The sequence below is a fragment of the Bradyrhizobium sp. 76 genome, assembly GCF_023073025.1.
Classification (GTDB): domain Bacteria; phylum Pseudomonadota; class Alphaproteobacteria; order Rhizobiales; family Xanthobacteraceae; genus Bradyrhizobium.
This window is the reverse complement of the sequence record NZ_JADPIS010000035.1, coordinates 312,880-338,422: the sequence shown is the minus strand read 5'-3', so window position 1 is coordinate 338,422 and position 25,543 is coordinate 312,880. Positions and strand designations below refer to the sequence as shown.

At 63.8% G+C, this 25,543-nt stretch carries 21 protein-coding genes and 1 pseudogene; 16 read left to right on the top strand and 6 right to left on the bottom strand.

Going from position 1 to position 25,543, the window contains the following annotated elements:
* Positions 1-5: 5 nt before the first annotated feature.
* Both IVB48_RS09355 and IVB48_RS09350 read right to left on the bottom strand, forming a co-directional pair.
* The gene (locus IVB48_RS09355) at positions 6-1,463 is read right to left on the bottom strand and encodes a sensor histidine kinase (protein ID WP_247400002.1); all 1,458 of its coding nucleotides are present in this window, start codon (positions 1,461-1,463) and stop codon (positions 6-8) included.
* A gap of 349 nt (positions 1,464-1,812) precedes the next feature.
* Entirely contained in the window at positions 1,813-2,157 is a 345-nt protein-coding gene (locus IVB48_RS09350; RefSeq protein ID WP_027568825.1) for a DUF1236 domain-containing protein, read from the bottom strand.
* 138 nt (positions 2,158-2,295) lie between these two features.
* Here IVB48_RS09350 and IVB48_RS09345 point away from each other — a divergent pair, with 138 nt between their 5' ends.
* The 4 genes from IVB48_RS09345 to IVB48_RS09330 all read left to right on the top strand — a co-directional run bounded on the left by IVB48_RS09345 (position 2,296) and on the right by IVB48_RS09330 (position 5,822).
* Positions 2,296-2,529, top strand: coding sequence for a hypothetical protein (locus IVB48_RS09345; RefSeq protein ID WP_027568826.1), 234 nt, complete (start codon positions 2,296-2,298; stop codon positions 2,527-2,529).
* Between the two features lie 378 nt (positions 2,530-2,907).
* Entirely contained in the window at positions 2,908-3,906 is a 999-nt protein-coding gene (locus IVB48_RS09340) for a TRAP transporter substrate-binding protein (protein WP_247399616.1), read from the top strand.
* An 84-nt stretch (positions 3,907-3,990) separates the two neighbouring features.
* Positions 3,991-4,506, top strand: coding sequence for a TRAP transporter small permease (locus IVB48_RS09335; protein ID WP_027568828.1), 516 nt, complete (start codon positions 3,991-3,993; stop codon positions 4,504-4,506).
* Entirely contained in the window at positions 4,503-5,822 is a 1,320-nt protein-coding gene (locus IVB48_RS09330) for a TRAP transporter large permease (RefSeq protein ID WP_027568829.1), read from the top strand. The genes IVB48_RS09335 and IVB48_RS09330 overlap by 4 nt, the downstream gene beginning before the upstream one ends.
* Before the next feature lie 49 nt (positions 5,823-5,871).
* On the opposite strand, the gene IVB48_RS09325 is transcribed toward IVB48_RS09330, so the two are convergent.
* Complete coding sequence (locus tag IVB48_RS09325) at positions 5,872-7,146, bottom strand: serine hydrolase domain-containing protein (RefSeq protein WP_247399614.1); 1,275 nt, start codon at positions 7,144-7,146, stop codon at positions 5,872-5,874.
* 171 nt (positions 7,147-7,317) lie between these two features.
* Here IVB48_RS09325 and IVB48_RS09320 point away from each other — a divergent pair, with 171 nt between their 5' ends.
* Positions 7,318-8,235: an intradiol ring-cleavage dioxygenase gene (locus IVB48_RS09320; RefSeq protein WP_247399612.1), complete on the top strand. Its 918-nt coding sequence runs from the start codon at positions 7,318-7,320 to the stop codon at positions 8,233-8,235.
* A 31-nt stretch (positions 8,236-8,266) separates the two neighbouring features.
* Here IVB48_RS09320 and IVB48_RS09315 read toward each other — a convergent pair whose 3' ends face one another.
* Positions 8,267-9,160 carry a LysR family transcriptional regulator gene (locus IVB48_RS09315; protein ID WP_247400001.1) on the bottom strand — a complete coding sequence of 298 codons (894 nt, stop codon included), beginning with the start codon at positions 9,158-9,160 and terminating at the stop codon, positions 8,267-8,269.
* Between the two features lie 102 nt (positions 9,161-9,262).
* Between IVB48_RS09315 and IVB48_RS09310 the strand changes: the two genes are divergently transcribed.
* Together IVB48_RS09310 and IVB48_RS09305 are read left to right on the top strand one after the other, a co-directional pair.
* Positions 9,263-10,132: an NmrA/HSCARG family protein gene (locus tag IVB48_RS09310; protein ID WP_027568833.1), complete on the top strand. Its 870-nt coding sequence runs from the start codon at positions 9,263-9,265 to the stop codon at positions 10,130-10,132.
* A 41-nt stretch (positions 10,133-10,173) separates the two neighbouring features.
* Positions 10,174-10,847, top strand: a pseudogene (locus IVB48_RS09305) (SDR family oxidoreductase).
* 24 nt (positions 10,848-10,871) lie between these two features.
* Here IVB48_RS09305 and IVB48_RS09300 read toward each other — a convergent pair.
* A complete protein-coding gene (locus IVB48_RS09300) occupies positions 10,872-12,608 on the bottom strand; it encodes a bifunctional protein-serine/threonine kinase/phosphatase (protein WP_247399610.1) in 1,737 nt (578 codons plus the stop codon).
* A gap of 55 nt (positions 12,609-12,663) precedes the next feature.
* A complete protein-coding gene (locus IVB48_RS09295) occupies positions 12,664-13,503 on the bottom strand; it encodes a formate/nitrite transporter family protein (protein WP_247399608.1) in 840 nt (279 codons plus the stop codon).
* A 667-nt stretch (positions 13,504-14,170) separates the two neighbouring features.
* Between IVB48_RS09295 and IVB48_RS09290 the strand changes: the two genes are divergently transcribed.
* From IVB48_RS09290 to IVB48_RS09250, 9 genes are all read left to right on the top strand, one after another.
* Positions 14,171-15,490 (top strand): CmpA/NrtA family ABC transporter substrate-binding protein, encoded by a 1,320-nt coding sequence (locus IVB48_RS09290; RefSeq protein ID WP_247360037.1) that lies wholly within the window; start codon positions 14,171-14,173, stop codon positions 15,488-15,490.
* Positions 15,491-15,550: 60 nt separating this feature from the next.
* Positions 15,551-16,447 carry a nitrate ABC transporter permease gene (ntrB, locus tag IVB48_RS09285; protein ID WP_007593954.1) on the top strand — a complete coding sequence of 299 codons (897 nt, stop codon included), beginning with the start codon at positions 15,551-15,553 and terminating at the stop codon, positions 16,445-16,447.
* Between the two features lie 10 nt (positions 16,448-16,457).
* A complete protein-coding gene (locus IVB48_RS09280) occupies positions 16,458-17,252 on the top strand; it encodes an ABC transporter ATP-binding protein (protein WP_027568839.1) in 795 nt (264 codons plus the stop codon).
* 337 nt (positions 17,253-17,589) lie between these two features.
* A complete protein-coding gene (locus IVB48_RS09275; protein WP_247399606.1) occupies positions 17,590-18,981 on the top strand; it encodes an MFS transporter in 1,392 nt (463 codons plus the stop codon).
* 119 nt (positions 18,982-19,100) lie between these two features.
* A complete protein-coding gene (locus IVB48_RS09270) occupies positions 19,101-19,529 on the top strand; it encodes a globin family protein (RefSeq protein ID WP_247360035.1) in 429 nt (142 codons plus the stop codon).
* 10 nt (positions 19,530-19,539) lie between these two features.
* Positions 19,540-20,757, top strand: a complete 1,218-nt coding sequence (locus IVB48_RS09265) for an FAD-dependent oxidoreductase (protein ID WP_346658976.1) — start codon at positions 19,540-19,542, stop codon at positions 20,755-20,757.
* 15 nt (positions 20,758-20,772) lie between these two features.
* The gene (locus IVB48_RS09260) at positions 20,773-23,478 is read left to right on the top strand and encodes a nitrate reductase (protein ID WP_247399604.1); all 2,706 of its coding nucleotides are present in this window, start codon (positions 20,773-20,775) and stop codon (positions 23,476-23,478) included.
* A gap of 230 nt (positions 23,479-23,708) precedes the next feature.
* Entirely contained in the window at positions 23,709-24,611 is a 903-nt protein-coding gene (locus tag IVB48_RS09255; protein ID WP_247399999.1) for an SMP-30/gluconolactonase/LRE family protein, read from the top strand.
* 45 nt (positions 24,612-24,656) lie between these two features.
* Positions 24,657-25,496: an aldo/keto reductase gene (locus IVB48_RS09250; RefSeq protein ID WP_247399602.1), complete on the top strand. Its 840-nt coding sequence runs from the start codon at positions 24,657-24,659 to the stop codon at positions 25,494-25,496.
* Positions 25,497-25,543 lie beyond the last annotated feature (47 nt).

Here is a 25,543-nt window from a genome sequence, read left to right as displayed (position 1 = left end):
TCCGTTCATCGCGCCTCGTCCAGCGCGCAAATCACCGTGCAGACCACGCCCCGGGGCAGGAAGTCGACGGTGGCCTCGCCGCCGAGCTGGTCGCGCGCACTGCGCTCGATCAGGCGCGAGCCGAAGCCGCGCTGCACCGGCGCCGTCACCGGCGGTCCGCCGCTCTCGGTCCAGATCAGGCGCAGCCGCGGCTTCGGCGCCTCGGCAAGGACCTCCCACTCCAGCGCCACCCGTCCGGTCTCGTTGGACAGCGCGCCGTACTTTGCGGCGTTGGTGGCGATCTCGTGCACGATCATCGACAGCACCACGGCGAGCCGCGGCGACAGCGGCACCGCGGGTCCGGCCATGCGGATGCGCGCCGGATTATTCAGCAGGAACGGCTGGAGCGCGCGGGTGATCACGTCCCGCAGCTCGGAGCCCGCCCATTTCTCCTGGCTCAGCAAATTATGCGCCTCGGCCAGCGCGCCGAGCCGGCCCTCGAATTTTGCCCGCTCGTCCCGGCTGGCGCTGCGGAAGGTCTGCACCGCGATCGCCTGCATCAACGCGAGCGTGTTCTTGACGCGATGGTTGAGCTCGTCGATCAGGAGATCGTGCAGCATCTCGCCGCGCGCGATCGTGGTTGCCATCCTGACCGCGAAGGTCAAGCCGGTCAGCAGCAGGATGCCGCCGATAAAACTGGTGATCGCGATGTTGCGCCAGAGCGGAGCGATCAGCGAGCTCTCGGCGACGCCGGCCACGATGGTCCAGCCGGTCAGCCGTGACCTCGTATAGACGGTGGACAACGCAACACCGTCGAGCGAAACCGTCGAGAGTGCGGCTTCCGGCGTGCGCAACATACTTTCGTACAGCGTGCCGGTAGCCCGCTTGCCGAAGATCTCCGTAGGGTTCGGCGTGCGCGCGAACACGATGGCCTTGGTGTCGAGCAGGGAGACCGTCCAATCCCGGTCGGGCCGTTGCTTTTCGACCAGGTCCTGAAAGATGCTGACCGGCGGGCTGAAGCAGAGGTCGTAGATCACTTCGCCGTCGCGGAGCACCGGAACCTCGACCGTAAGCACCTGCCGGCCGTTGATCGCGCCGGTGAACAGGTCGGAATATTGCGGCGATCTGGTCGCAAACACCTTTTCGATGATCTCCAGGTGGCCGCGTGGCGGCAGGCTTGCGGTGTCCTCCGTCGCGGAGGAGAACAGCAGTCGGCCCTTGCGATCGGAGATCAGCACCAGGCCGCCCTTGCCATACTGATCGACGAAGCCGAGGGCGATGCGGCGAAAATTCTGGAAGTCGTCGTCGCGCAGCGAATTCGTCAGCGCAAGCACTTGCAGGCCGCCGGTCATCCGCTGCACCTCGGAGTCCAGCACGAGGCGCATGCTGCGCACGTTCTCCAGCACGCGGCGGGTCGCGTCGTTGCGGTCCTGCTTGTAATTGTAGACGGCAATACCGACCGCGAAGACGATCAGCGGCAACATCGTTCCCGTGACCAGAAGAGCGAGCCGGACCGGCAAAGTGAGCTTTGACAAACGCAGGCGTCCCGGTTCCAGCGCAAGGGAGCGCCGGATTTATGATTTTGGGAGACCATAGGGGCGGGATTTGCGGCGCGCCATAATTTTTCGCGTCCGGACGAGCCGCCCAGGGACAAGATTTTTGCAGCGCAGTCCGCGGCAGCGCCTCAGCTCATGCTGATTGCGGTCAGCAGCAGGCACATGGCGTAGACGGCAGCCAGGCTGAGCCCGGCGATCCGGGCCTCTCGATAAGATTTCATAACGTCAACTCCCAGAGAGGGAGGCCGCCTTCGAGGCGGCCCCCCTTACATCTGGATCAATCAATTTCCTGAACGACCGTGCGCGAGCCGGGATCGACGAGCATCACGCGATCGCCGGAGTAGACGTAGCGATACTTGGTCAGCGACGGACCCCAGTCTGCGGGAACGGCCTCGAGCTCGACATCGCTCGGCACGGCCGCGCCGACAACGATCTTTTCCTTCGTCGTCACCGGGCGAATGCGATGCTCGGTGACGTAGGATTTGATCTTGGTTCGGTATTGCGGCTCGATCTGAACCGCCGCCGCGTGGCCGGTCCCGGTCGTCGTCACGACGGTCGATTGCGCGAAAGCGCCGGTCGACATGAGGACCGCCGCGGCGGAAAGCAGGAACAACTTCTTCATCTCGTTCTCCTCGTTTGAATATGCGCCGCAACAACCCCTCATCGCCGACAGCGTTCCCGGCTCAGGGAACAAATTGCCGTTTTTTCCCGTTTGTAGCTGACCGAGCTGAACGGCTCGGGCTCTGGAGGAGGACGACAAATGAAGTTGAAGATCGTAACTGCAACACTGATGCTTGCCGCAATATCCCTGCCGGCGTTCGCGGCCGACGAGTTTTACGTCGTGCAGGACGTCAAGACCAAGAAGTGCACGATCGTCGACAAGAAGCCGACGGACACGTCTATGACCGTCGTCAGCCCCTCGGGCACGATCTACAAGTCGCGCACCGAAGCTGAAACCGGCATGAAGACCGTCAAGGTCTGCACGTCGAACTGAGGAGGATGACAAATGCCAGTTCTGATTCTCTGGGCCGTGCCGGCCGTGCTGGTGATCGGCGGCGGCATCTATCTGATCGGTCACATGCACTAAACGGGAGTGGAAGGCGAGCGGATCTGTGCGTGCAGCGCACAGGTCCGCAAGCCGTCTGTCGCCTGTGGAAAGCCGCCCCTCGGCCTGCCACGCATCGGCAGGAGCGCAAGTTGCAGTGCAGCAGTTCGCGAAAAAGGGTGGCCCTGCGACGAAGAGGGCCTCCCACGCACGCGAAATGACTTTCGTCCCGCCGACGTTTTCCATACGCTTCCCTCTCGCAAGCCGCATACCGGCTGCGCTCACGGCCCGGCGACAGGGCCGGAGCATCAAAAGGGAGGGGAGACGATGAAGCGAAGGTCATTTCTCGCGGGGCTCGGCGCGACCACTGCGGCGGCTGCGATTGGCATGCCGACGATCATCCGGGCGCAGTCGCCGATCACGCTGAACGGCGCGGTCCAGTTCAACGACGACCACGCCTTCAACCGGGCCCTGCTCCGGTTCGAAGAGCTGGTGAAGAAGTACTACGGCAAGCCAGTCAACTTCACGCTGCACAGGAATTCCTCGCTCGGCCTCGAAAAGCAGTATTTCGAGTACATGTCGCAGGGCAAAGCCGTCGATTACGGCATCGTCTCGCCGGCTCACATGTCGACCTTCGCCAAGGCGGCCCCGTTCATCGACGCCCCCTTCGTGTTCAAGGGCATCGAGCACATGAACAAGGTCGTCGAAGCCAACATCCTGGCGCCGATCGCCGACGAAGTCGCGGCCAAGGCCGAGGTCGTTCTGATCGGCTATTCCGGCGGTGGCATCCGCAACATTTTCGCCAACAAGCCGCTCAAGACTCTCGCCGACCTCAAGAGCCTCAAGGTGCGCGTACAGGGCGCGCCGATCTGGTCGAAGACCTTTGCGGCCGTGGGCATGAGCCCGACGGTGATCGCCTATAACGAGATCTACAATGCGATCCAGAACGGCGTGATATCGGCCGGCGAGAACGAGGCGGCCGGCGTCGAGGCGATGAAGTTCTACGAAGTGGCCCCGCATCTCAACCTGACCCAGCACGCCGTGTCGATCCGGCCGATCTGCTTCTCCGTGAAGACGTTGAAGACCCTGCCGAAGGAGTTGCAGGACGCGATCATGAAGGCGGGCAAGGAGGCCGGCGACTATGGCCGACAACTGGAGTCGAGCGAGGAGGTCGTCAAGCTCGACACGCTGGAGAAGGCCGGCAAGCTCAAGCGCGTTCCCTTCGAGGAGCGGGACGCCATGAAGAAGCTCGCCGACCCCGTGATGGCCACCTACGCCAAGGAAATCGGCGCGGAAGGCATTTTCGAGAAGATCAACGTCGTCTGAGAACTGTCGCCGCCCACGCAACAGGACGTCGGGGCAAGCCGGACGGCTTGCCCCATTGCGTGATTGTGATCCCCCGGAGTCGTAATGACCGAAATATCGATGCCACCGAACCCGTCGCTATGGCGCCGAGCAACGGCGGCCTATGCAAAACTGCTGGAAATCCTGCTCGCCGCCTCTGTCGGCCTTCTGGTCATTCCCGTCACGTTGCAGATCATCTCGCGCTACACGCCCTTGATTCCGTCCTACATCTGGACCGAGGAAATGGCACGGTTCATGTTCATCTGGACGATCATGATCGGCGCCATGGTCGGCATCAGAGAGTCGCAGCATTTTGAAGTCGACGTCTGGCCTGACCTGTCACGCCGAAGCGAAGCCCTGGTGCGGATTCTCGCGCGGCTCGGCGTGCTGGCGTTGGCGGTGGTGTTCGTATCCGCCGGCATCGAGTTCACCCGCTTTGCCTGGAACAGGACGTCGGAGCTGGCCGATCTGCCGCTTTGGCTGATCCACGTCGCCTGGCCGGTTGCCGGCGTGACCTGGATCGTGTTCGCCGGTGAACAGATTGTCGACGAGATGCGGATTCTGGTTGGGGCAAATCAATGAGCGGCAATGTTCTTTCTGCCGGACAGGCCGCGATGGTCCTGTTCGGGACTTTCGTTGGCCTGCTCATCATACGCGTGCCGGTCGCCTTCGCGCTTGGCCTTGCCTGCGTGCCGATCCTGCTGATCGAGCCGCATCTGTCCCTGATGACGCTCGCGCAGGAAACCTTCAACGCCTACAATTCTTTCATCCTGCTGGCGGTGCCGTTCTTCCTGCTCACCGCCAATTTGATGAGCATCGGCGGCATCACCGACCGGCTGGTGGCGCTGTCGCGCTCGATGGTCGGGCACTGGCCAGGGTCGCTGGCGCAGATCAACGTCGTGCTGTCGGTGTTCTTTGCCGGCATCTCCGGCTCCTCCACCGCGGACGCGGCGAGCCAGTCCAAGATCTTCATCGATGCCCAGACCAAGGAGGGCTACGACCTCTCGTTCTCCATCGCGATCACCGCGGTCTCGGCCGTGCTCGCGGTCATCATCCCGCCCTCGATCCTGATGATCGTGTGGGGTGGACTGATCTCGACCTCGATCGCCGCGATGTATCTCGCGGGCATCGTGCCGGGATTGCTGATCGCCGGAGCGCAGATGGCGACAGTGCATATCTATGCCGTGCGACGAGGTTACCCGACCTATCCGAAGGACACTTGGAGGGAGATGTGCTGCGCCATCTGGCGCTCGATACCGGCGCTGCTGACGCCGTTCATCATCGTCGGCGGCATCCTGCTGGGGTGGTTCACCGCGACCGAATCCGCCTGCGTCGCGGTGCTTTATTCCGTGGCGCTATCGACATTCTTTTACCGTGAAACCGGCGCGCGCGAACTCTACAAGGCTTTGCTCGACACCGGCCGTCTCGCGGGTGTCGCGCTGTTCTGCGTGGGCACCGCCAGCGCGTTCGGCTGGCTGCTGGCCTACTACAGGATCCCGCAGGAACTGCTGGCCAACGTTTCGACCTGGGGCATGGGCGCGATCGGGGCCGGCTTCTTCATCGCGTTCTGCTTTCTGGTGGTGGGCTGTTTCCTCGACGCCATTCCGGCGATCATCATCGTCGGTACCGTTCTCGAACCGCTGGCGAAATCGGTCGACCTTCATCCGGTGCAGTTTGCGATCATCTCGATCGTTTCGCTGGCCTTCGGGCTGGTGACGCCGCCTTATGGACTGTGCTTGATGATCGCCTGCTCGATCGCCGGGGTGCGGCTGCGCTATGCGCTGAAGGACACGGTGATCATGCTGATCCCCATGCTGCTCGTGCTGGCGGCGCTCATTATTTGGCCCAGCGTTTCCCTGTTCCTGCCGCGCCTGATCGTGCCGGAGATGTTGAAATGAGCGGGGCTTGCTCCCGCGGCTCTGATGCCGCGGGATCGGTGCATTTTGCTCAGAGATTGCTCTCGGTGATCGCAGCGTAGACCATGCTGCGCAGCTCGCGCCGGAGCGGGTAGGCGCTGGATGGCAGCACCTGCGTCATGAAGATGGTGATCAGCTCCTCGGCCGGATCGATCCAGAACGACGTCGTGGCCGCGCCGCCCCAATTGTATTCACCGGGGCTGCCGGCGACCAGCGTCTCGGCCGGGCGCATGGTCACGGCGAAGCCGAGGCCGAAGCCGATGCCGTTGTAGGCGGCTTCTGCAAACAGCGAGCGCGACACTTCCGGCAGGAAACGCCCGCCTGGAATGTGGTTGGTCGTCATCAGCGCCAGCGTCTTCGGCCCGATCAGCCTGACGCCGCCGAGCTCGCCGCCATTGAGCAGCGCACGGCAGAAGGTGAGATAGTCGGCCGTCGTCGAGCACAGCCCGCCGCCACCCGAGATCAAGGACGGCGGCGACAGGAACGAGCTCTTGGTTGGATCATCCTGCAGGGTCAGGCCCTCGCGGCGCTGGCCGGCATGGAAGGTCATGCCGCCACCCGGGTCGGCCGAGTAACAGGCAGCGAAACGGTGGGCCTTGGAAGCCGGCACGTGGAAATCAGTGTCGGTCATGCCGAGTGGATCGAGAATGCGTTGTTTCAGGAACTGCTCGAAGGGAATCCCGGAGATCTTGCCGACGAGGTAGCCGAGCACGTCGGTCGAGACCGAGTAATTCCAGGCCTCGCCCGGTGAGAACTCCAGCGGGATTTTTGCAAGGCTCTCGATCATGGTCTGGAGCGTGCCGGACTTCTCGACCTCGCCGATCTTTTCAGCGCGGTAGGCGGCATCGACGTTCGAGCGCTGCTGGAAGCCGTAGGTGAGGCCGGAGGTGTGGCGCAGGAGGTCGACGATCAGCATCGGCCGCGACGGCGGCCGGGTCAGGAAGGAAGGCGCGGTGCCGGCGACGAACACGCCGAGATCCTTCCATTCCGGAATGTACTTGGCGACCGGCTCATCGATCGCGACGAGGCCTTGCTCTACCAGCATCATGAAGGCGACGCTGGTGAGCGGCTTGGTCATGGAATAGATGCGGTAGATGGTGTCGTCCTTGACGGGCAGCTTGCGTTCGACGTCGGCAAAACCCTGCACCGAGCTGTGGGCGATCTTGCCACGGCGATAGACCAGGAGATGCGTGCCCGGGAAGCGGCCGGCATCGATGTACCTGCTCTTCAGATGCGCATCGACACGGTCGAGCGCGGCCTTGGACATGCCCACGGATTCGGGCGAGGCGGGGGTGGGGGCGAGCATCAGTTCCTCCGAGCAGTTTTGTCCGGCGTTGATAGCCGAAAAGGCGGTCTCATTCCAAGCCGGTCGCGCTTAACGCCGGCCGGCTGTTTGGTGTAAGCTTCACTTTGGAACGCCTCCAAGCAGCCCAAAAGATCCCCAACGGGCCAATGAGAAAACGCAGGCAAACGCACCATGACCCAGTTCAACGAGACCGAACTCACCGAAGCCGTCGTCCGGAGCTTTGACCAGACGCCTGACCCGCGCGCGAAATTCCTGCTCCAGGAATTGGTGAAGTCGCTGCACGATTACGTGAGCAAGACCGGCCTCACCTTCGCGGAATGGGAATACGCCATCGATTTCCTGACCCGCACCGGCCAGAAATGCACGGACACCCGGCAGGAATTCATCCTCCTGTCCGACGTGCTCGGCGTCTCCATGCTGGTCGACGCGGTCAACCATCGCGAGCGCGAGGGCGCCACCCAGACCACCGTGCTCGGGCCGTTCTATGTCGGCGAGCACAAGGTGACGGCGCACGGCACCGACATCTCTCCGAACAATCAAAGCGGCGAACGGATGTTCGTGCAGAGCCGTGTCACCGATCTCAAGGGCAAGCCGCTCGCGAATGTCCCCGTCGACGTCTGGCACGCTGACGATGACGGCTTCTACGACTCGCAGAAGCCGAACTATGACGAGGTCGGCGCCTCGGCGCGGGCGCGCTTCATCACCGATAGCGATGGCCGCTTCTTCTTCCGCACCATCCTGCCGTGCAGCTATCCGATCCCGACCGACGGCCCGGTCGGCGAGATGATCGTGCAGACCAACCGCCACCCGATGCGCCCGGCGCATGTGCACTTCCTGGTCAATGCCAAGGGCTACGAGCCGCTGATCACCCACGTTTTCATGGACGGCGACAAATACCTGGATTCCGACGTGGTGTTCGGCGTGAAGGACGACCTCGTCGCCAAGGTCGAGCCGCGCAACGATGCGGCGATGCCCGACGGCACTAAGGCGAACGGGCAGTGGCATCTGATGAGCTACGAATTCCACCTCAAGCCGGGCGGCGGCATGGCGCCGAAACCGCTGGGGACGAAGGCGGAGGAGCACGCCTGACAGTCAGGCGCGAGCAGCGCGCGCCGCCCTCTCATCTCCCGATAAAGGCCGCCAGTTCGTCGGGCGTCCCCATCGGAAAGGCTTCTTTCATGAAGTCGAGGAAGGCGGAGACGCGCGCGCTCAACAGCCGGCGCGATGGATAGAGCGTCCACAACGCGATCTCTGGTCCGTCGATGTCGCCCCAATGCACCAGCGTGCCGGCAGCCAGGTCGTGACTGACCAGTGATACCGGAAGGCGTGCGGCGCCGACGCCCGCCCGGACCGCATCGCGGACCATGACGAGCGATGACAGGCGAAGGACCGGATCAATCGCGATGCGCGATTGTCCACTTGGCACCGTGACTTCCCAGCTTGTCAGCTGGTCGCCCGGTCCGCGCATGATTGCCGGCACAGCGATACCGTCCCGCGGTCGTTTCAGGTCCGGGCTCGCCACCACCACCAGCCGATCGCGCAGAAAGATTCGTCCGACAAGGCTGTCATCCGGATCGGGATTGACCCGAATGACGAGGTCATACCCTTCCTCCACCATGTCGACGGAGCGATCTTCCGTCGTGACCTCGAGACGGACCTCCGGGTATCTGAGCGCGAACCCGGCCGCGAGGTTTCCCATCGCAGTCTGCGAGAACAGCATAGGCGCGCTGATCCGCAAGCGCCCCCGCGGCCTGTCCCCACCCGACGCGATCGCTGTCGCCGTCTCGTCGAGCTCGGTGAGCAAGGCTCCCGTCCGCTCGTAAAGGGCGCGTCCTTCCTGCGTGAGTTTCAGGGTGCGCGCTCCCCGTTCGAACAGGCGCAGGTCGAGCGCGGCTTCCAGCTCCGCGACCCGCCGGGACAGGGTGGCTTTCGGGCGGCCGGCAGCCCGTGCCGCCCGGCCGAACCCGCCGTGCCGGGCGACGAGATTGAAGTCGGCGAGTGCGAGTAGGTCCATTGTTCCACCAGTGAGACAGTCCGTCCAGATATAGCGACTATCTGTTCTTTTGTGGATCACTAATTTCCCGGATGTCTTCTGACCCAACCCGGAGTGATCCCCATGACCATCCTCGTTACCGGTGCAACCGGCACCATCGGTCGCCATGTCGTCGAACAGCTCGTCAAGCGCGGTGCCGATGTCCGTGCTCTCGCCCGCGAACCTGCCAAGGCAAACCTCCCGGCAGGCGTCACAGTCGTGCAGGGCGACCTGCTCGACGTCGACTCGATCCGTAGCGCATTCAAGGGCGTCTCGACCCTGTTCCTGCTCAACGCAGTGGTGCCGGATGAATTCACGCAGGCACTGATCGCGCTCAACGTGGCCCGCGAAGCTGGCGTCGAGCGGGTCGTCTACCTCTCGGTGATCCACAGCGATCGCTACGTGAACGTCCCGCACTTTGCCGGCAAGTTCGGCGTTGAGCGGATGATCGAGCAGATGGGCTTCAACGCCACCATCCTGCGCCCGGCGTACTTCATGAACAACGACGTCACGATCAAGGACGTGGTGACCGGATACGGCATCTACCCGATGCCGATCGGGAGCAAGGGGCTCGCCATGATCGATGCACGCGACATCGGCGAGATCGCGGCCATCGAGCTGATCCGTCGTGAGCGCGCCGCAACCCCGCTTCCGCTCACGCGCATCAATCTCGTCGGTCCAGATGCGCTGACCGGCGCGAAAGCCGCCGCCGTCTGGTCGGAGGTGCTCGGCCGCACGATCGCCTATCCCGGTGACGATACCGCCGGCTTCGAGAAGAACCTCAGGCAGTTCATGCCGAGCTGGATGGCTTTCGACATGCGGTTGATGAGCGAGCGTTTCCTCACCGAGGGAATGGTCCCCGAGTCCGGCGACGTCGAGCGGTTGACCGCCCTGTTGGGCCGTCCGCTGCGCTCCTATCGCGACTTCGTCTCCGAGATCACGGCCACTGCCTGACGGCACGGGCACGTCTCATCACGACAACGAGGAATGCTATCATGATCTCTTCAACCGCCACTGTTCCGGTGAATCCGGAAGGCGCAACGAAGATATTGGTGCTTGGAGCGACCGGTGCCACCGGTCGCCTGATCGTCAACCAGGCGGCGGCGCGGGGCTACGACGTCACCGTGCTGGTGCGTTCCGCCGACAAGGCAAGTGACATCAGGGGGACGAAGCTCATCGTCGGAGATGCCCGCGATGAAGCAGCCCTGCGCGAAGCCCTAAAAGGCCGTGACGCCGGGTCAGCGCGCTGGGTACACCGGTAAGCCCGTTCCGCGAAGTGACGCTTCTCTCGACCGCGACGCGCGCGCTCGTGAGCGCGATGAAGGCCGAGCAGGTCTCTCGGCTGGTTTGCATCACGGGGATGGGCGCCGGCGACAGTGCCGGGCACGGCGGCCTTATCGCCGACAATGTGATCTTTCCGCTTCTGCTGAAGAAGGTGTACGCCGACAAGGACCGGCAGGAAGCGATCGTCAGAGACAGCGGGCTGGGCTGGGTCCTGGTTCGCCCCTCGATCCTGAACAACAAGCCCGGCCGCGGCTCGGTCCGGACCCTGACGGATCTTTCGGGCTTCCATGGCGGTAGCATCGCGCGCGAAGACTTTGCGACATTCGTGCTCGATCAGGTGCGCGCCGATACCTGGCTGCATCGGTCTCCGCTGATCACGTGGTGATGCTTTGCGTGGCGACACCCCTGATCAGCGCGCGTGCAGCATCGCAAGCAGGACCACGACGACGCAGGCGAGCGCCGCCGTGGTCAATTTCCAGAACATCAGCGGGCTGCGCTCCAAAAGCGGCGTGATCCGCGTGTCGAGATAGGCCGGATTGGGCGTGCGAAGCTCGAACACGAATTCGGACAGATCCTCGTGCCGCTTGTAGGGATCCGGATGGAGCGCACGTCTGAGCGCTCCGTCGACCCAGGCGGGCACGTTGCTGTCGTCGTCGGCCGGGCGGTATTTGAGCCTCCGCACGTCCGCCTTGCGTCGGATCCTGGCGATTTGGGTGCCGTAGGGAAGCGTTCCCGTCAGCATCTGGTAACAGATCACGGCGAGTGAAAACATGTCGGAGCGCGGCGAGCCGCCCTGCCCAAGAAAATATTCCGGCGCCGTGTACTGGACCGTTCCCAGAATTTCGTCGGTCTCGTCCTGCGGGGCCGCCTCCGCGACGCCTGCCACCTTGACCGATCCGAAGTCGATGATCTTCGCGGTGCCGGTCTTGTCGATCAGGATGTTGTCGGGCCTGAGGTCCTGATGCAGCATTTCCATGCGGTGGAAGGCGCGCAAGCCCGCGGCGATCTGCTCGACCAGTCCGCGGACGGTTTCGAGATCGGGGCGCGGATTGTCCGTCATCCATTGCCGCAAGGTCTGACCTTCGACGAATTCGGTCGCGACATAGAGATAGCCACGCCGTTTCGACTGCGACAACGGCTTCAGCACGTGCGGGCTGTCGATCCGGCGCGCGATCCACTCTTCCATCAGGAAGCGCTTCAGGTATGCGGCATTGTCGCGCAGATCGATCGAGGGAAGCTTCAGCGCGACCGGCTCCTCGGTCACCGCGTCGACGGCAAGGTAGATATGGCTGCGGCTGCTGGCGTGGATTTCGCGGACGATCCTGTAGCCGTCGAAGATGGCCCGCGGCTCCGGCAGCGGGGGAAGCGGCAGCTGGGAGGTCTGGTTGAATATTCCAGCCGGCTCACGCTGCGGCACCGCATCGACGCGGAGGATCTGGACCGTGATGTTGTCGTCACTGCCGCGCCGATAGGCTTCCTCGACGATCGCCTTCGCCGCCCCGTCGAGCTCGGCTGCATGCTCGCTGAGCGCACTGGTGATGAAACGCGCGTCGACGAATTCATAGGCGCCGTCGGTCGCCAGCAGGAAAGTGTCTCCAGTCTCGATCTCGAAACTCTGATAGTCGATCTCGAGCTGCGGATTGATGCCGAGCGCACGGCCGAGATAGGTCTGTTCCGAGGACACGATGATCCGGTGATCGTCGGTCAGCTGCTCGAGCGCCTTGCCCGCTACGCGGTAGACGCGACAGTCGCCGACGTGGAAGATGTGCGCGGTGGTCGCCTTGATGACCATGGCGCTCAGCGTGCAGACATAACCCTTGTCGCGGTCATAGGCATATTGGCTCTTGCGCGTCTGCGCGTGGAGCCAGGAATTGGTCGCGTCCAGCACGCGGCGGGCGGAGGTCTTCACCGTCCAGGATTCCGACGTGCAGTAATAGTCCATCAGGAAGCTCTTGACCGCCGACTCGCTGGCGATCTGGCTCACCGTGCTGCTGGAGATGCCGTCGGCGAGGACGGCCGCAATACCCTTCAGGCTGAGCATCGGCTCGTCCGGAACGAGGACGCCGTGAAAATCCTGATTGATGGGCTTGCGACCCTTGTCGGAATGCTGGCCGACCGAGATCTGAAGTCCGCGGGTCATCGTCATCACCGGCAAAGGGGAGCCTCACCCTGATCGGGCGAGGCTCTCCTGTCGAGACGTATCAGGCCGCGATGCGGGGCGAGGTGGCCCTGCCGGCCTGGCGCTTCGGCTTGGTCATGATGTGCGTGGTGTAGAGGGTCATGCCGGTGAAGGCGAGGCCACCGACGAGGTTGCCGAGCACGGTCGGGATCTCGTTCCAGATCAGATAGTCCATGATCGAGAACTTCGCGTGCAGCATCAGGCCGGAGGGGAACAGGAACATGTTCACGACGGAATGCTCGAATACCATGTAGAAGAACACCAGGATCGGCATCCACATCGCGATGACCTTGCCGGGGACCGATGTCGAGATCATGGCGCCGACCACGCCGGTCGAGACCATCCAGTTGCAGAGCATCCCGCGCAGGAACAGCGTCGCCATGCCGGCCGCGCCATGCGCGGCGTAGCCCAGCGTTCGGCCTTCGCCGATGTTACCGATGGCGGCGCCGACCTTGTCGGGATCCTGCGTGAAGCCGAAGGTCGTGACGAAGGCCATCATGAAGGCCACGGTGAAGGCGCCAGCGAAATTGCCGACGAAGACGAGGCCCCAGTTACGCAGCACGCCGCCGAAAGTGACGCCAGGGCGCTTGTCGATCAGGGCGAGCGGGGAGAGCACGAACACGCCGGTCAGGAGGTCGAAGCCCAGCAGATACAGCATGACGAAGCCGACCGGGAACAGCAGCGCGCCGACCAGCGGCTGCCCCGTGTTCACGTTGATCGTGACGGCGAACCATGCCGCGAGCGCCAGGATGGCGCCGGCCATGTAGGCCCGGATGATGGTATCCCGGGTGGACATGAAGACTTTGGACTCGCCCGCATCCACCATCTTGGTGACGAATTCCGAAGGCGCGAGATACGACATCGATGGTTCCTTTTGCTTCGTAAGAGAGATCGAGACGCCCTGAGTGCGCCGCTGAAGTTATTGGCCGTGCGGGGTGTCTGCCGCGCGTGGGCCGGGGAGGTTTGGAAGCCTTGGGATTGCGTCACGACGACCGAGTCGAGGAGGGCCGCGAAGCAGTTGAGCTCCCGGGATGCAGCCGCCAGCGCCTGCATCAATGCGGCAAGCCGCAGTCTTCGTTGACGTAAATGGAGAAGCAAGTTGCGTGCCGTGTACAAGGCTCCTAAAAATCAAGTGATATCAATTAGATAGATCTTGGACTGCATCGGCTTTTGCGCTTGATGCGGCCTTTTGCTTGAGCTGTTGCACAACTGTTGTGCGCCGCACAATTATTGGGCAAGCCGCAAATTTCGCGAGCGGAACGGGCCTGCGACAGACTGGCGCGTCCCCAATAACACACTGATATCGGGTTGCTTTCTGCGTTGTGACGCTTGGCACGAAGCTTGAATAGTTCCAGGCCGACGCCATTGAAGCCGTCCCGCGAGACTTCTCATCCGAATTGCCGACGCCACCAGACGGGGGTCTCCCCGTCGCGCGTTCGCATGCGCTGCTTCAGGCGTCGCCGGACGGACGGGCTGCTCGTGTGCACTGACGCAATCATTCTGCAACGACGCAAAGGACGATACCGCCTATGACCAAGCGCACCCGCCGGCCGTCGGACACTGGCCTCAGCCGCCGTCAATTGTTGAAGGCCGCCGGCTCGACCGCCGCCCTCTTGGCCGCTGTAAAACTGAATTTCCCCGCCGGCGCCTTCGCGCAGGACGCAGGCCCCGAGGTCAAGGGCGCCAAGCTCGGCTTCATCGCGCTGAGCGATGCCGGCCCCTTGTTCGTCGCCAAGGACAAGGGCCTGTTCGCCAAATACGGCATGCCGGACACCGACGTGCAGAAGCAGGCCTCCTGGGGCACCACGCGGGACAATCTCGTGCTCGGCTCAGAAGGCAACGGCATCGACGGTGCGCACATCCTGACCCCGATGCCGTACCTGATCTCGGCGGGCAAGGTGACGCAGAACAACCAGCCGACGCCGATGTACATCCTGGCGCGGCTCAATCTCGATAGCCAGTGCATCTCCGTCGCCAACGAATATGCCGACCTGAAGCTCGGCGTCGACGCCACGCCCTTCAAGGCGGCGCTCGAGAAGAAGAAGGCCTCGGGCAAGGCCGTGAAGGCCGCGATGACCTTCCCCGGCGGCACCCATGACCTCTGGATCCGCTACTGGCTTGCTGCCGGCGGCATCGATCCGGACAAGGACATCGAGACCATCGTGGTGCCGCCGGCGCAGATGGTGGCCAACATGAAGGTCGGCACCATGGACTGCTTCTGCGTCGGCGAGCCCTGGAACCTGCAGCTGATCCACCAGAACATCGGCTACACCGCGATCACGACCGGCGAGCTCTGGAACAAGCACCCGGAAAAATCCTTCGGCATGCGCGCCGCCTTCGTCGACAAATATCCGAAGGCCGCGAAGGCGCTGCTGATGGCGGTGATGGAAGCGCAGCAATGGTCGGACAAGGCCGAGAACAAGGCCGAGCTCGCCGCCATCATGGGCAAGCGGCAGTGGATGAACTGCCCGGTCGAAGACGTGCTCGACCGCACCGCCGGCAAGTTCGACTACGGCCTTCCCGGCAAGGTGGTCGAGAATTCGCCGCACATCATGAAGTACTGGCGCGACTTCGCCTCTTATCCCTTCCAGAGCCACGACCTCTGGTTCCTCACCGAGGACATTCGCTGGGGCAAGTACGAGGCGAATTTCGACACCAAGGCGCTGATTGCCAAGGTCAACCGCGAAGATATGTGGCGCGACGCGGCCAAGACGCTCGGCATCGCAAGCGCGGAGATCCCGACCTCCACCTCGCGCGGCAAGGAGACCTTCTTCGACGGCAAGGTGTTCGATCCGGAAAATCCGGCTGCCTATCTGAAGTCGCTCGCGATCAAGCGCGTCGAAGTCTGATGGAGCCAGCGGCCGCCTCCGGGCGGCCGCCTCGCCTTTTGCAGCCGGAGAGATATTGCGATGAACATGCCCGCCACGAAGATCGAGGTTGAGACCGCGAAGCCCGCGAGCGCTGCCGCGCCGGTCGTCGCGATGACACCGAAGCGGCCACCGCGTTCGGAGACTTACGCGCGGATGGCGCGGGAGACCGCCGTGCGCGTGATCCCGCCGCTGGTCGTGATCGCGCTCTTGCTTCTGGTGTGGGAGTTGGTCTGCCGCCGTGCCGGCTCGGCACTGCCGCCGCCGTCGAAGGTGTTCAAGGACACGAAGGAGCTGATCCTCGATCCGTTCTTCGATCATGGCGGCATCGACAAGGGGCTGTTCTGGCACCTGTCCGCCAGCCTCCAGCGCGTTGCCTTCGGCTATTCGCTCTCGGCGATTGCCGGCATCGCGCTCGGCGTGCTGGTCGGGCAGTCGGTCTGGGCGATGCGTGGGCTCGATCCGCTGTTCCAGGTCTTGCGCACGATTCCGCCGCTCGCCTGGCTGCCGCTGTCGCTCGCCGCGTTCCGCGACGGCCAGCCCTCGGCGATCTTCGTCATCTTCATCACCTCGATCTGGCCGATCATCATCAACACCGCGGTCGGCATCCGCAACATCCCGCAGGATTATCGCAACGTCGCCGCGGTGGTGCAGCTCAACCCGCTCGAATTCTTCGCCAAGATCATGATTCCGGCCGCCGCGCCCTACATCTTCACGGGGCTTCGCATCGGCATCGGTCTGTCCTGGCTCGCCATCGTAGCGGCCGAGATGCTGATCGGCGGCGTCGGCATCGGCTTCTTCATCTGGGACGCCTGGAATTCCTCGCATATCAGCGAGATCATCCTGGCACTGTTCTATGTCGGCATCATCGGCTTCGTGCTCGACCGCCTGATCGCGGGCGCCGGCAAGATCGTCACCCGCGGCACCGCGCTGAACTAAGGACAAGCACATGACCGCTTATTTGAAGCTCGATCACATCGACAAGATTTTTACCCGCGGCGCAGCCTCCACGGAGGTGCTGAAGGATATCAATCTCACTATCGAGAAGGGCGAATACGTCTCGATCATCGGCCATTCCGGTTGCGGCAAGTCGACCCTGCTCAACATCATCGCAGGCCTGACCAACGCCACCACCGGCGGCGTGCTGCTCGAGAACCGCGAGGTGAACTCGCCGGGACCCGACCGTGCAGTGGTGTTCCAGAACCACAGCCTGTTGCCGTGGCTGACTGTGTACGAGAACGTCAGGCTCGGCGTCGACAAGGTCTTCGCCAAGACCAAGAAGCGCGCCGAACGCGACGCCTGGGTCATGCACAATCTCAACCTCGTGCAGATGGCTCATGCCAAGGACAAGCGTCCCTCGGAGATCTCCGGCGGCATGAAGCAGCGCGTCGGCATTGCCCGCGCGCTTGCCATGGAGCCGAAAGTGTTGCTGCTCGACGAGCCTTTCGGCGCGCTCGACGCACTGACCCGCGCGCATTTGCAGGATTCGGTGATGGCGCTGCATCAGAAGCTCGGCAACACCATTTTGATGATCACCCACGACGTCGACGAGGCGGTGCTGCTGTCCGATCGCATCGTCATGATGACGAACGGGCCGAGCGCGCGCATCGGTGAGGTGCTGGAGGTGCCGCTGGCGCGCCCGCGCAAGCGGCTCGAGCTCGCGACCAACGCCACTTACCTGAAGTGCCGGCAGCGCGTGCTCGAATTCCTCTATGAGCGTCATCGTTTCGTCGAAGCCGCGTAAACGCGTCACCAACAGGTGCTCACGCAACGCCTATTTTTGAATCATCAAGCTCAATCCTTGTGCGCCGCACAGGGATTGAGCGAATCGCAAAATTTGCGTGCGAAATAGTCTTGCAAAAATTCGGAGCACTTCGAACAAGCTTCTGAATTTCCTGCGTTTCCGGAATGCGCGCAGTTGGCACGGAAATTGAAACACCAACTGCGACGCCAACGACGACGTCCCTCAACATCATCAATCAGCATCGTAACTCGCCACCGGGGTGAAGCCTCGGAGCGTGCCTCCGTGGCCGGAGGCGGAGCCTGCAACGACGCAGCGGTGAGCCTGGAAGGGATTTGCAATGACCAAGAGTCCGACTGGTAATCAGACTTGGATCTCAGACTGGCGCCCCGAAGATGAGGCGTTCTGGAATGCAACTGGCAAGACTATCGCGCGCCGCAACCTGATCTGGTCGATCGTGGCCGAACATATCGGCTTCTCGGTCTGGCTGATCTGGAGCATCGTCACCACCAAGCTGCCGCAGGCGGGCTTCCACTACACCACCGACCAGCTGTTCCAGCTCGTCGCGGTGCCCGGGCTGATCGGCGCGTTGATGCGCTTTCCCTACACCTTCGCGGTGACCACCTTCGGCGGTCGCAACTGGACCATCTTCAGCGCGGCGGTCCTGTTCATTCCGACGCTCTCGCTCGCCTATTTCGTCGGCCAGCCCGACACGCCGTTCTGGCTGATGCTGCTGATTGCCTCGACCGCCGGTCTCGGCGGCGGCAATTTTGCCTCCAGCATGACCAACATCTCGTTCTTCTTCCCCGACCGGATGAAGGGGTGGGCGCTCGGACTGAATGCGGCCGGTGGCAATATCGGCGTCTCCAGCGTGCAGCTCCTGACCCCGATCCTGATGACGCTCGCCGTCGTCAACCTGTTCCAGGCAACGCCCGTCGACGGCGTCTTCCTTCAAAACGCCGGCCTGATGTGGGTGCTGCCGATCGCGATCGCGGTGTTCGGCGCAGTGTTCTTCATGAACAACCTGACCACAGCCAAGTCGTCGATCAAGAACCAACTCGCCGTGGTCAAGCGCAAGCACACCTGGATCATGGCGTATCTCTATATCGGCACGTTCGGCTCCTTCATCGGCTACTCGGCTGCATTTCCGCTGATGATCAAGACCCAGTTCCCGCAAGTCACGATTGCGATCGCATTCCTGGGACCGCTGGTCGGTTCGCTGTCGCGGCCGCTCGGCGGCTGGCTTGCCGACAGGATCGGCGGCTCGGTCATCACGTTCTGGAATTTCATCGTGATGGCAGGCGCGACGATCGGCGTGCTCTACTTCGTCGGGCACAAGGATTTCATCGGCTTCCTGTCGATGTTCCTGGTCCTGTTCGTGACGACGGGCATCGGCAACGGTTCGACCTACCGCATGATCCCCTCGATCTTCCGCGAGCAGAATCTGTTCAGGGTGCGCGGCAAGGGCGATGCGGAGCGCGCGCGCGCCTTGAAGACGGCGAGCATCGAGAGCGGTGCTGCGGTTGGCTTCATCGGCGCGGTCGGCGCCGTCGGGGGCTATCTGATCCCGACCGGCTTCGGCAAGTCGATCGCGCTGACCGGCGGGCCGCAGCTCGCGCTCGCGATCTATCTCGGCTTCTACGCCTCCTGCCTCGCGCTGACCTGGTGGTTCTATCTGCGTCGCAGCCCGCAGGGTGAAGGCGCGTCAAGCCTCGCCGGAGCACGTGTCTAATACTTGGTACGAATCTCGCTTCTCCCCGTACGCGGGGAGAAGCATTGCCCGACAGTTTGACAATGAACCTGGTTCGCAATGGCGCGCACCAAGGCAAACCCAACAGGCAGGAGAACATCATGACGCCAGAACAGATCACCCTCGTGCAACAGAGCTTTGCTAAGGTCGCGCCGATTTCCGCGCAGGCCGCGGTGCTGTTCTACGATCGTCTGTTCGAGGTCGCGCCATCCGTGCGCGCGATGTTTCCCGAGGACATGACCGAGCAGCGCAAGAAGCTGATGGGGATGCTCGCCGCCGTCGTTGGCGGTCTGTCGAACCTGGACTCGATTCTTCCCGCGGCCTCCGCGCTTGCGAAGCGTCACGTCGGCTATGGCGCTAAGGCCGAGCACTACCCCGTGGTCGGCGCGACCTTGCTGTGGACGCTGGAGAAGGGCCTCGGCGAGGCCTGGACGCCCGAACTCGCTACCGCCTGGACCGACGCCTACGGCGTGTTGTCCGGCTACATGATGTCCGAGGCCTACGGCGCACAGCCGCAGGCCGCCGAATAGGAGATGCGTTGTGAGTGAACCGCTGGTCATCGTCGGTAACGGTATGGCGGCCGCGCGTCTGGTTGACGAGCTCGCCAAGACCTCGCTCGGCCGCTACGCGGTTGCTGTGATCGGCGAAGAGCCGCGGCTCGCTTACAACCGCGTTCTGCTCTCCTCCGTGCTGGCCGGCGAAACCGGCTCGCACGAGATCGAGCTTCGTCCCGCCGACTGGTGGCGCCATCGCGGCGTCACGGTGCGCTACGGCTATCGCGTCAGCGAGATCGACACCGGCCGACGCGAGCTCAAGATCGAAGGCGAAGAGAGCATGGAATATTCCAAGCTCGTGCTCGCCGTCGGCTCGACGCCGCTGCGGCTCAACGTGCCGGGCGCCGACCTTTCCGGCGTGCACACCTTCCGCGACACCCGCGACGTCGATCTGCTGCTGACGCTCGCTGCCGCAAGGAAGCGCGTCGTCGTGGTCGGCGGCGGTCTGCTCGGACTCGAAGCGGCTTACGGCCTCGCCAAGGCCGGTGCGCCCGTGACGCTGCTGCATCTGATGGACCGGCTGATGGAGCGCCAGCTCGATGCGCCCGCTGCCGACCTGCTCAAGACGTTGGTCGAGCGCAAGGGCATTCGCATCCTGCTCAATGCATCCACAGCGCGCATCCACGGAGAGGGCCATGTCGAAGCGGTCGAGCTTGCCGACGGCAGCCGCATCGAGGCCGATGCGGTGATCTTCGCCGCCGGCATCAGGCCCAACATTGCGCTGGCAAAGGACGCCGGCATCGCAGTCAACCGCGGCATCGTCGTCAACGACGAGATGCAGACGGCGTCACCCGATATCTACGCGCTCGGCGAGTGCGCCGAGCATCGCGGCACCTGCTACGGCCTCGTCGAGCCTGCCTACGAGCAGGCGCGCGTGCTGGCGCGGCATCTCTCCGGTCGTCCCGCGGCCTATGAGGGCAGCGTGGTCTCGACCAATCTGAAGGTGTCGGGGGTCAGCGTATTCTCCGCCGGCGACTTCATGGGCGGGGAGGGCAGCGAGAGCCTCGTGCTGTCAGACCGCAGGCGCGGCACTTACAAAAAGCTCGTCATCGCCGAGGGCCGGCTCACCGGCGCCCTACTGATCGGCGATACCGTCGATGCGCTCTGGTATCTCGAACTGATCCGCAACCGCGAAAAGGTGGCGGCGATCCGCGCCGACATGATGTTCGGCCGCGTGCTCGCGCGTCCCTCCAAAGCGGCTTGATAGAGGCGGCTTGATATGACGGCGATCGATCCCACGCTCCGCGCCACCAAGACGACCTGCCCCTATTGCGGCGTCGGCTGCGGCGTGCTGGCGACGCCGGACGGCAAGGGCGGCGCGGCGATCGCGGGCGATCCGGATCATCCTGCCAATTTCGGCCGGCTGTGCTCCAAGGGCTCGGCGCTCGGCGAGACGGTCGGGCTGGAAAGCCGGCTGCTCTATCCGATGATCCGCTGCAAGGGCGTGCTCGAACGCGTCGCCTGGAGCGATGCGCTCGATCACGTCGCCCATCGCATGCAGCACATCGTCGCGCGCGATGGCGCCGACGCGGTCGCATTCTATCTCTCGGGCCAACTGCTGACCGAGGACTATTACGTTGCCAACAAGCTGATGAAGGGCTTTGTCGGCACGGCCAACGTCGACACCAATTCGCGGCTGTGCATGTCGTCCTCGGTTGCCGGTCACCGCCGCGCCTTCGGCGCCGACACCGTGCCCGGCTGCTACGAGGATCTCGACCAGGCCGATCTGCTGGTGTTCGTCGGCTCGAATGCCGCCTGGTGCCACCCGGTCCTGTTCCAGCGTATGTTGAAGAACCGTGGGGAGCGCGGCGCGCGCATGATCGTGATCGATCCGCGCCGCACCGACACCGCGACCGACGTCGATCTGTTCCTGGGCCTCAAGCCCGGCACCGACACGGCACTGTTCTGCGGCCTGTTCGTTCACCTCGCCGACAATGGTGCACTGGATCAGGATTACATCGCGCAAAACACGTCGGGCTTTGACGACGCGCTGGCGCGCGCACGCAGCATCGCCGGCAGCGTCACCGCGACCGCACTGGCGACCGGCCTCTCCGAGCAGGACGTTGCCACCTTTTTCAAGATGTTCCGTGACACGCCCCGCGTCGTCACGCTGTACTCGCAAGGCGTCAATCAGTCGGCGCAGGGCACCGACAAGGTCAACGCGATCCTGAACTGCCATCTTGCCACGGGGCGCATCGGCAAGCCGGGTGCCTCGCCGTTCTCGCTCACCGGCCAGCCCAACGCGATGGGCGGCCGCGAGGTCGGCGGCCTCGCCAACCAGCTCGCCGCACACATGAACTTCACGCCGCCGGACATCGACCGTGTCAGGCGGTTCTGGAAGGCGCCGCGCATCGCCACCCATGAAGGGTTGAAGGCGGTGCAGCTGTTCGAAGCCATCAACCGCGGCGAGGTCAAGGCCCTGTGGGTGATGGGCACCAACCCCGCAGTGTCGCTGCCCGACGCGGACTTCGTGCGCGAGGCGCTGAAGAAGCTCGAGCTGTTCGTGGTCTCCGAGAACGTGCTCTCCAACGACACGGTCGATGCCGGCCCGCACGTGCTGCTGCCCGCGCTCGCCTGGGGCGAGAAGTCGGGCACCGTGACCAATTCCGAGCGCCGCATCTCGCGCCAGCGTTCGTTCCTGCCGGCGCCCGGCGAGGCGCGGCCGGACTGGTGGATCCTGAGCGAAACCGCAAAACGCCTCGGCTTCGGCGACAGTTTCAGTTACAAATCCGCAGCCGACATCTTTCGCGAGCACGCCGCGCTCTCGGCGTTCGAGAACGATGGCAGCCGCGACTTCGATATCGGCGCGCTGACCTCGCTGTCCGACGAGGGCTTCGACGCCTTGAAGCCCGTGCAGTGGCCGGCGCGTGAAGGCGGGGCGCCCGGCGAGCGCTTCTTCGCGGCCGGCGGCTTCTTCACCAATGACGGCAAGGGCCGCTTCGTCGCGCCGGAAGTGCCGGCGCTGCGTGGCGAGACCGGGCCTTCGCGGCCGCTGCGGCTCAATACCGGGCGCATCCGCGACCAGTGGCACACCATGACGCGCACGGGCCTCAGCCAGCGGCTCGGCGCGCATCTGCCAGAGCCGTTCGTCGAGATTCATCCCGATGACGCCAACAAATACAACATCGTCCATGACGGCTACGCCCGCATCACCACCGACTACGGTCAGTGCACCCTCAAGGTCGTCGTCAGCGACCGCCAGCAGCGCGGCACGCTGTTCGCGCCGATCCACTGGAGTGCGATGAACGCCTCGCACGGTCGCGTCGGGGCGTTGGTCGCACCGTTCACCGATCCGTTCTCGGGGCAGCCGGAGTCCAAGGCGACACCAGCCGCGATCGGGCCTTATGAATACGTCTTCCGGGGCTTTGCGTTGTCGCGCAAGCAGCTGGACCTGCCGCCAAACCTGATGTGGACGCGCGTCACTGTTGCCGGCGGCTTCGGCTATCTCTTCGCCGACAATGCGGACCTGTCGCGCTGGCCGGCCTGGCTCGGTGGCGTTGCCGGCGAGGACGTCGCCGACTATCGCGACTTCGGCGGCGGCGTTTATCGCGCGGCGTCGTTTGCCGGCGACCGCATCGAAACCTGCCTGTTCGTCGGCCCCGCGCATGATGCCGGCGATTGGGAGGTGGTGAAGAGCCTGTTCGTCGCCGACCATGTCACCGACGAGCAGCGGCGCATGCTGTTGTCCGGTAAGTCGAGCGAGGGCGCGGCTTCGACCGGTCCGGTCGTCTGCGCCTGCTTTGGTGTCGGCCGCGGCACCATCTGCGACACCATCGTCGCAGGCGCGCGCACGGCCGCCGAGATCGGCGTAAAGCTCAAGGCCGGCACCAATTGCGGCTCCTGCATTCCCGAGCTGAAGCGCCTGATTGCGACGACCGAAATTGCGCCGGCGAAGCAGACCAAGCGCGCAGGCGCGGCGGGGTAGAGGCGAATTTCTCGGTCGTCGCCGCATACTCCGCCGTCATCGCCCGGCTTGACCGGGCGATCCAGTACGCCGAGACGCCTGTGATCAAGCGGTAAGGCCACGGCGTACTGGATTCCCCGCTTTCGCGGGGAATGACAGCGGGCGGGGCGCTACGCCTCAGCCCAATCGACGCACGCCCCATTGTGCCCTATGGTGCCGCGCTCTCGCCCTCAACGCGCAAAACAACAATGATGTACCTGGAAACGCCGCCGCGCCTGATTGAGACCAGGCTCTTCTCCGCCATGCCCGACAAATTCCGCCGCAAGGGCGAGCGGACGGATTGGGCCGATGCCAATCGGCCGGGCGTGCCGACGGACTCCTTCATCGAGGGCCCGTCGTTCGACAAAGATGGCAATCTCTACATCGTCGACATTCCCTTCGGCCGCATCTTCCGCATTGCGCCTGACGGCGAATGGTCGCTGGCGATTGAATATGAGGGCTGGCCGAACGGGCTGAAGATCGCGGCGGACGGTCGCATCCTGGTTGCCGATTACAGGCACGGCATCATGGCGTTTGACGCCGAGGCAGGCCGCATTGCGCCGGTGCTGACCTCGCGCAACTCGGAGTCCTTCCGCGGCTGCAACGATTTGCATCTCGCTTCCAACGGCGACATCTATTTCACCGACCAGGGTCAGACCGGCCTGCATGACCCCAGCGGCCGTGTCTATCGCCTGACGCCAGGCGGCCGGCTGGATTGCCTTGTTAACACCGGTATCAGCCCAAATGGTCTGGTGCTCGACCCAACCGAGACCGTGCTGTTCGTCGCGATGACGCGCGACAACGCGGTGTGGCGGTTGCCGTTCATGAAGGACGGCAGCGTGTCGAAGGTCGGCCGCTTCTGCTCGCTGTTCGGTACCAGTGGCCCCGATGGCTTGACCATGGATGCCAAGGGCCGGCTGTTCGTGGGTCACGCCTCGCTCGGCCATGTCTTCGTGTTCGCGCCGAACGGCGAATTGATCGCGCGGGTCAAGTCGTGCGCGGGGCCGAATTGCACCAATGTCGCGATCGGTGGCGCGAACAAAGATCGGCTCTATATCACGGAGTCTGCCACCGGTAGCGTATTGGTCGCCGACATCGGCGTATTGAACTCTTGAGCTCGATGGCGGTTGGCTGAACGAACGAGCGGTATCGGAGCAATTATGAACACGAAACCCTTCGGCAAAACCGGCGCCAGCGTCGCCGTCATCGGGCAGGGCACCTGGTATCTCGACCATGGCGATCGCAAGCGGGCCATCGCGGCGCTTCAACGCGGGCTCGATCTCGGCATGACCCACATCGACACCGCCGAGATGTATGGCGATGCCGAGCTCGTCATTGCGGATGCGATCGCGGGCCGCCGCGACGAGGTGTTCCTGGTGTCGAAGGTGCTGCCGAGCAACGCCTCCCGCCGCGGAACCATCACCGCCTGTGAGCGCTCGCTGAAGCGGCTGAAGACCGATCGGCTCGATTGCTATCTGCTGCATTGGCGCGGTTCGTATCCGCTGGAGGATACCGTGGCCGCATTCGAGGAGTTGGTGAAGGCCGGCAAGATCAAATCCTGGGGCGTTTCCAATTTCGACGCCGATGATCTCGACGAGATGCTCGAAGCCGCCGGCGAAGACCGCATCGCCTGCAATCAGGTGCTCTATCATCTGAAGGAACGCGCGATCGAGCACGCCGTGATCCCGTGGTGCGAACAGCATGGTGTCGCCGTGGTCGCCTATTCGCCGTTCGGCCACGACGATTTCCCTGCGAGCACCAGCAAAGCCGGCGCCGTGCTGGCGCGCATCGCGGAGGCGCGTCGCGCGACGCCGCGTCAGGTCGCGCTGAGCTTCCTCACCCGTGCGACTACGGTGTTCGCGATTCCGAAGGCGTCGTCCGCGGAACATGCCGGCGAAAACGCCGCGGCCGGCGATCTCGTGCTGACGAAAGACGAGATTGCGGCGCTCGATGCGGCGTTTCCGCGCGGTCCGAAGCCGCGCGGGCTGCCTATGCTGTAGTGCACAAACTCCTAATATTAAGGGAGTCTTGACGCGCGCGGACGTGA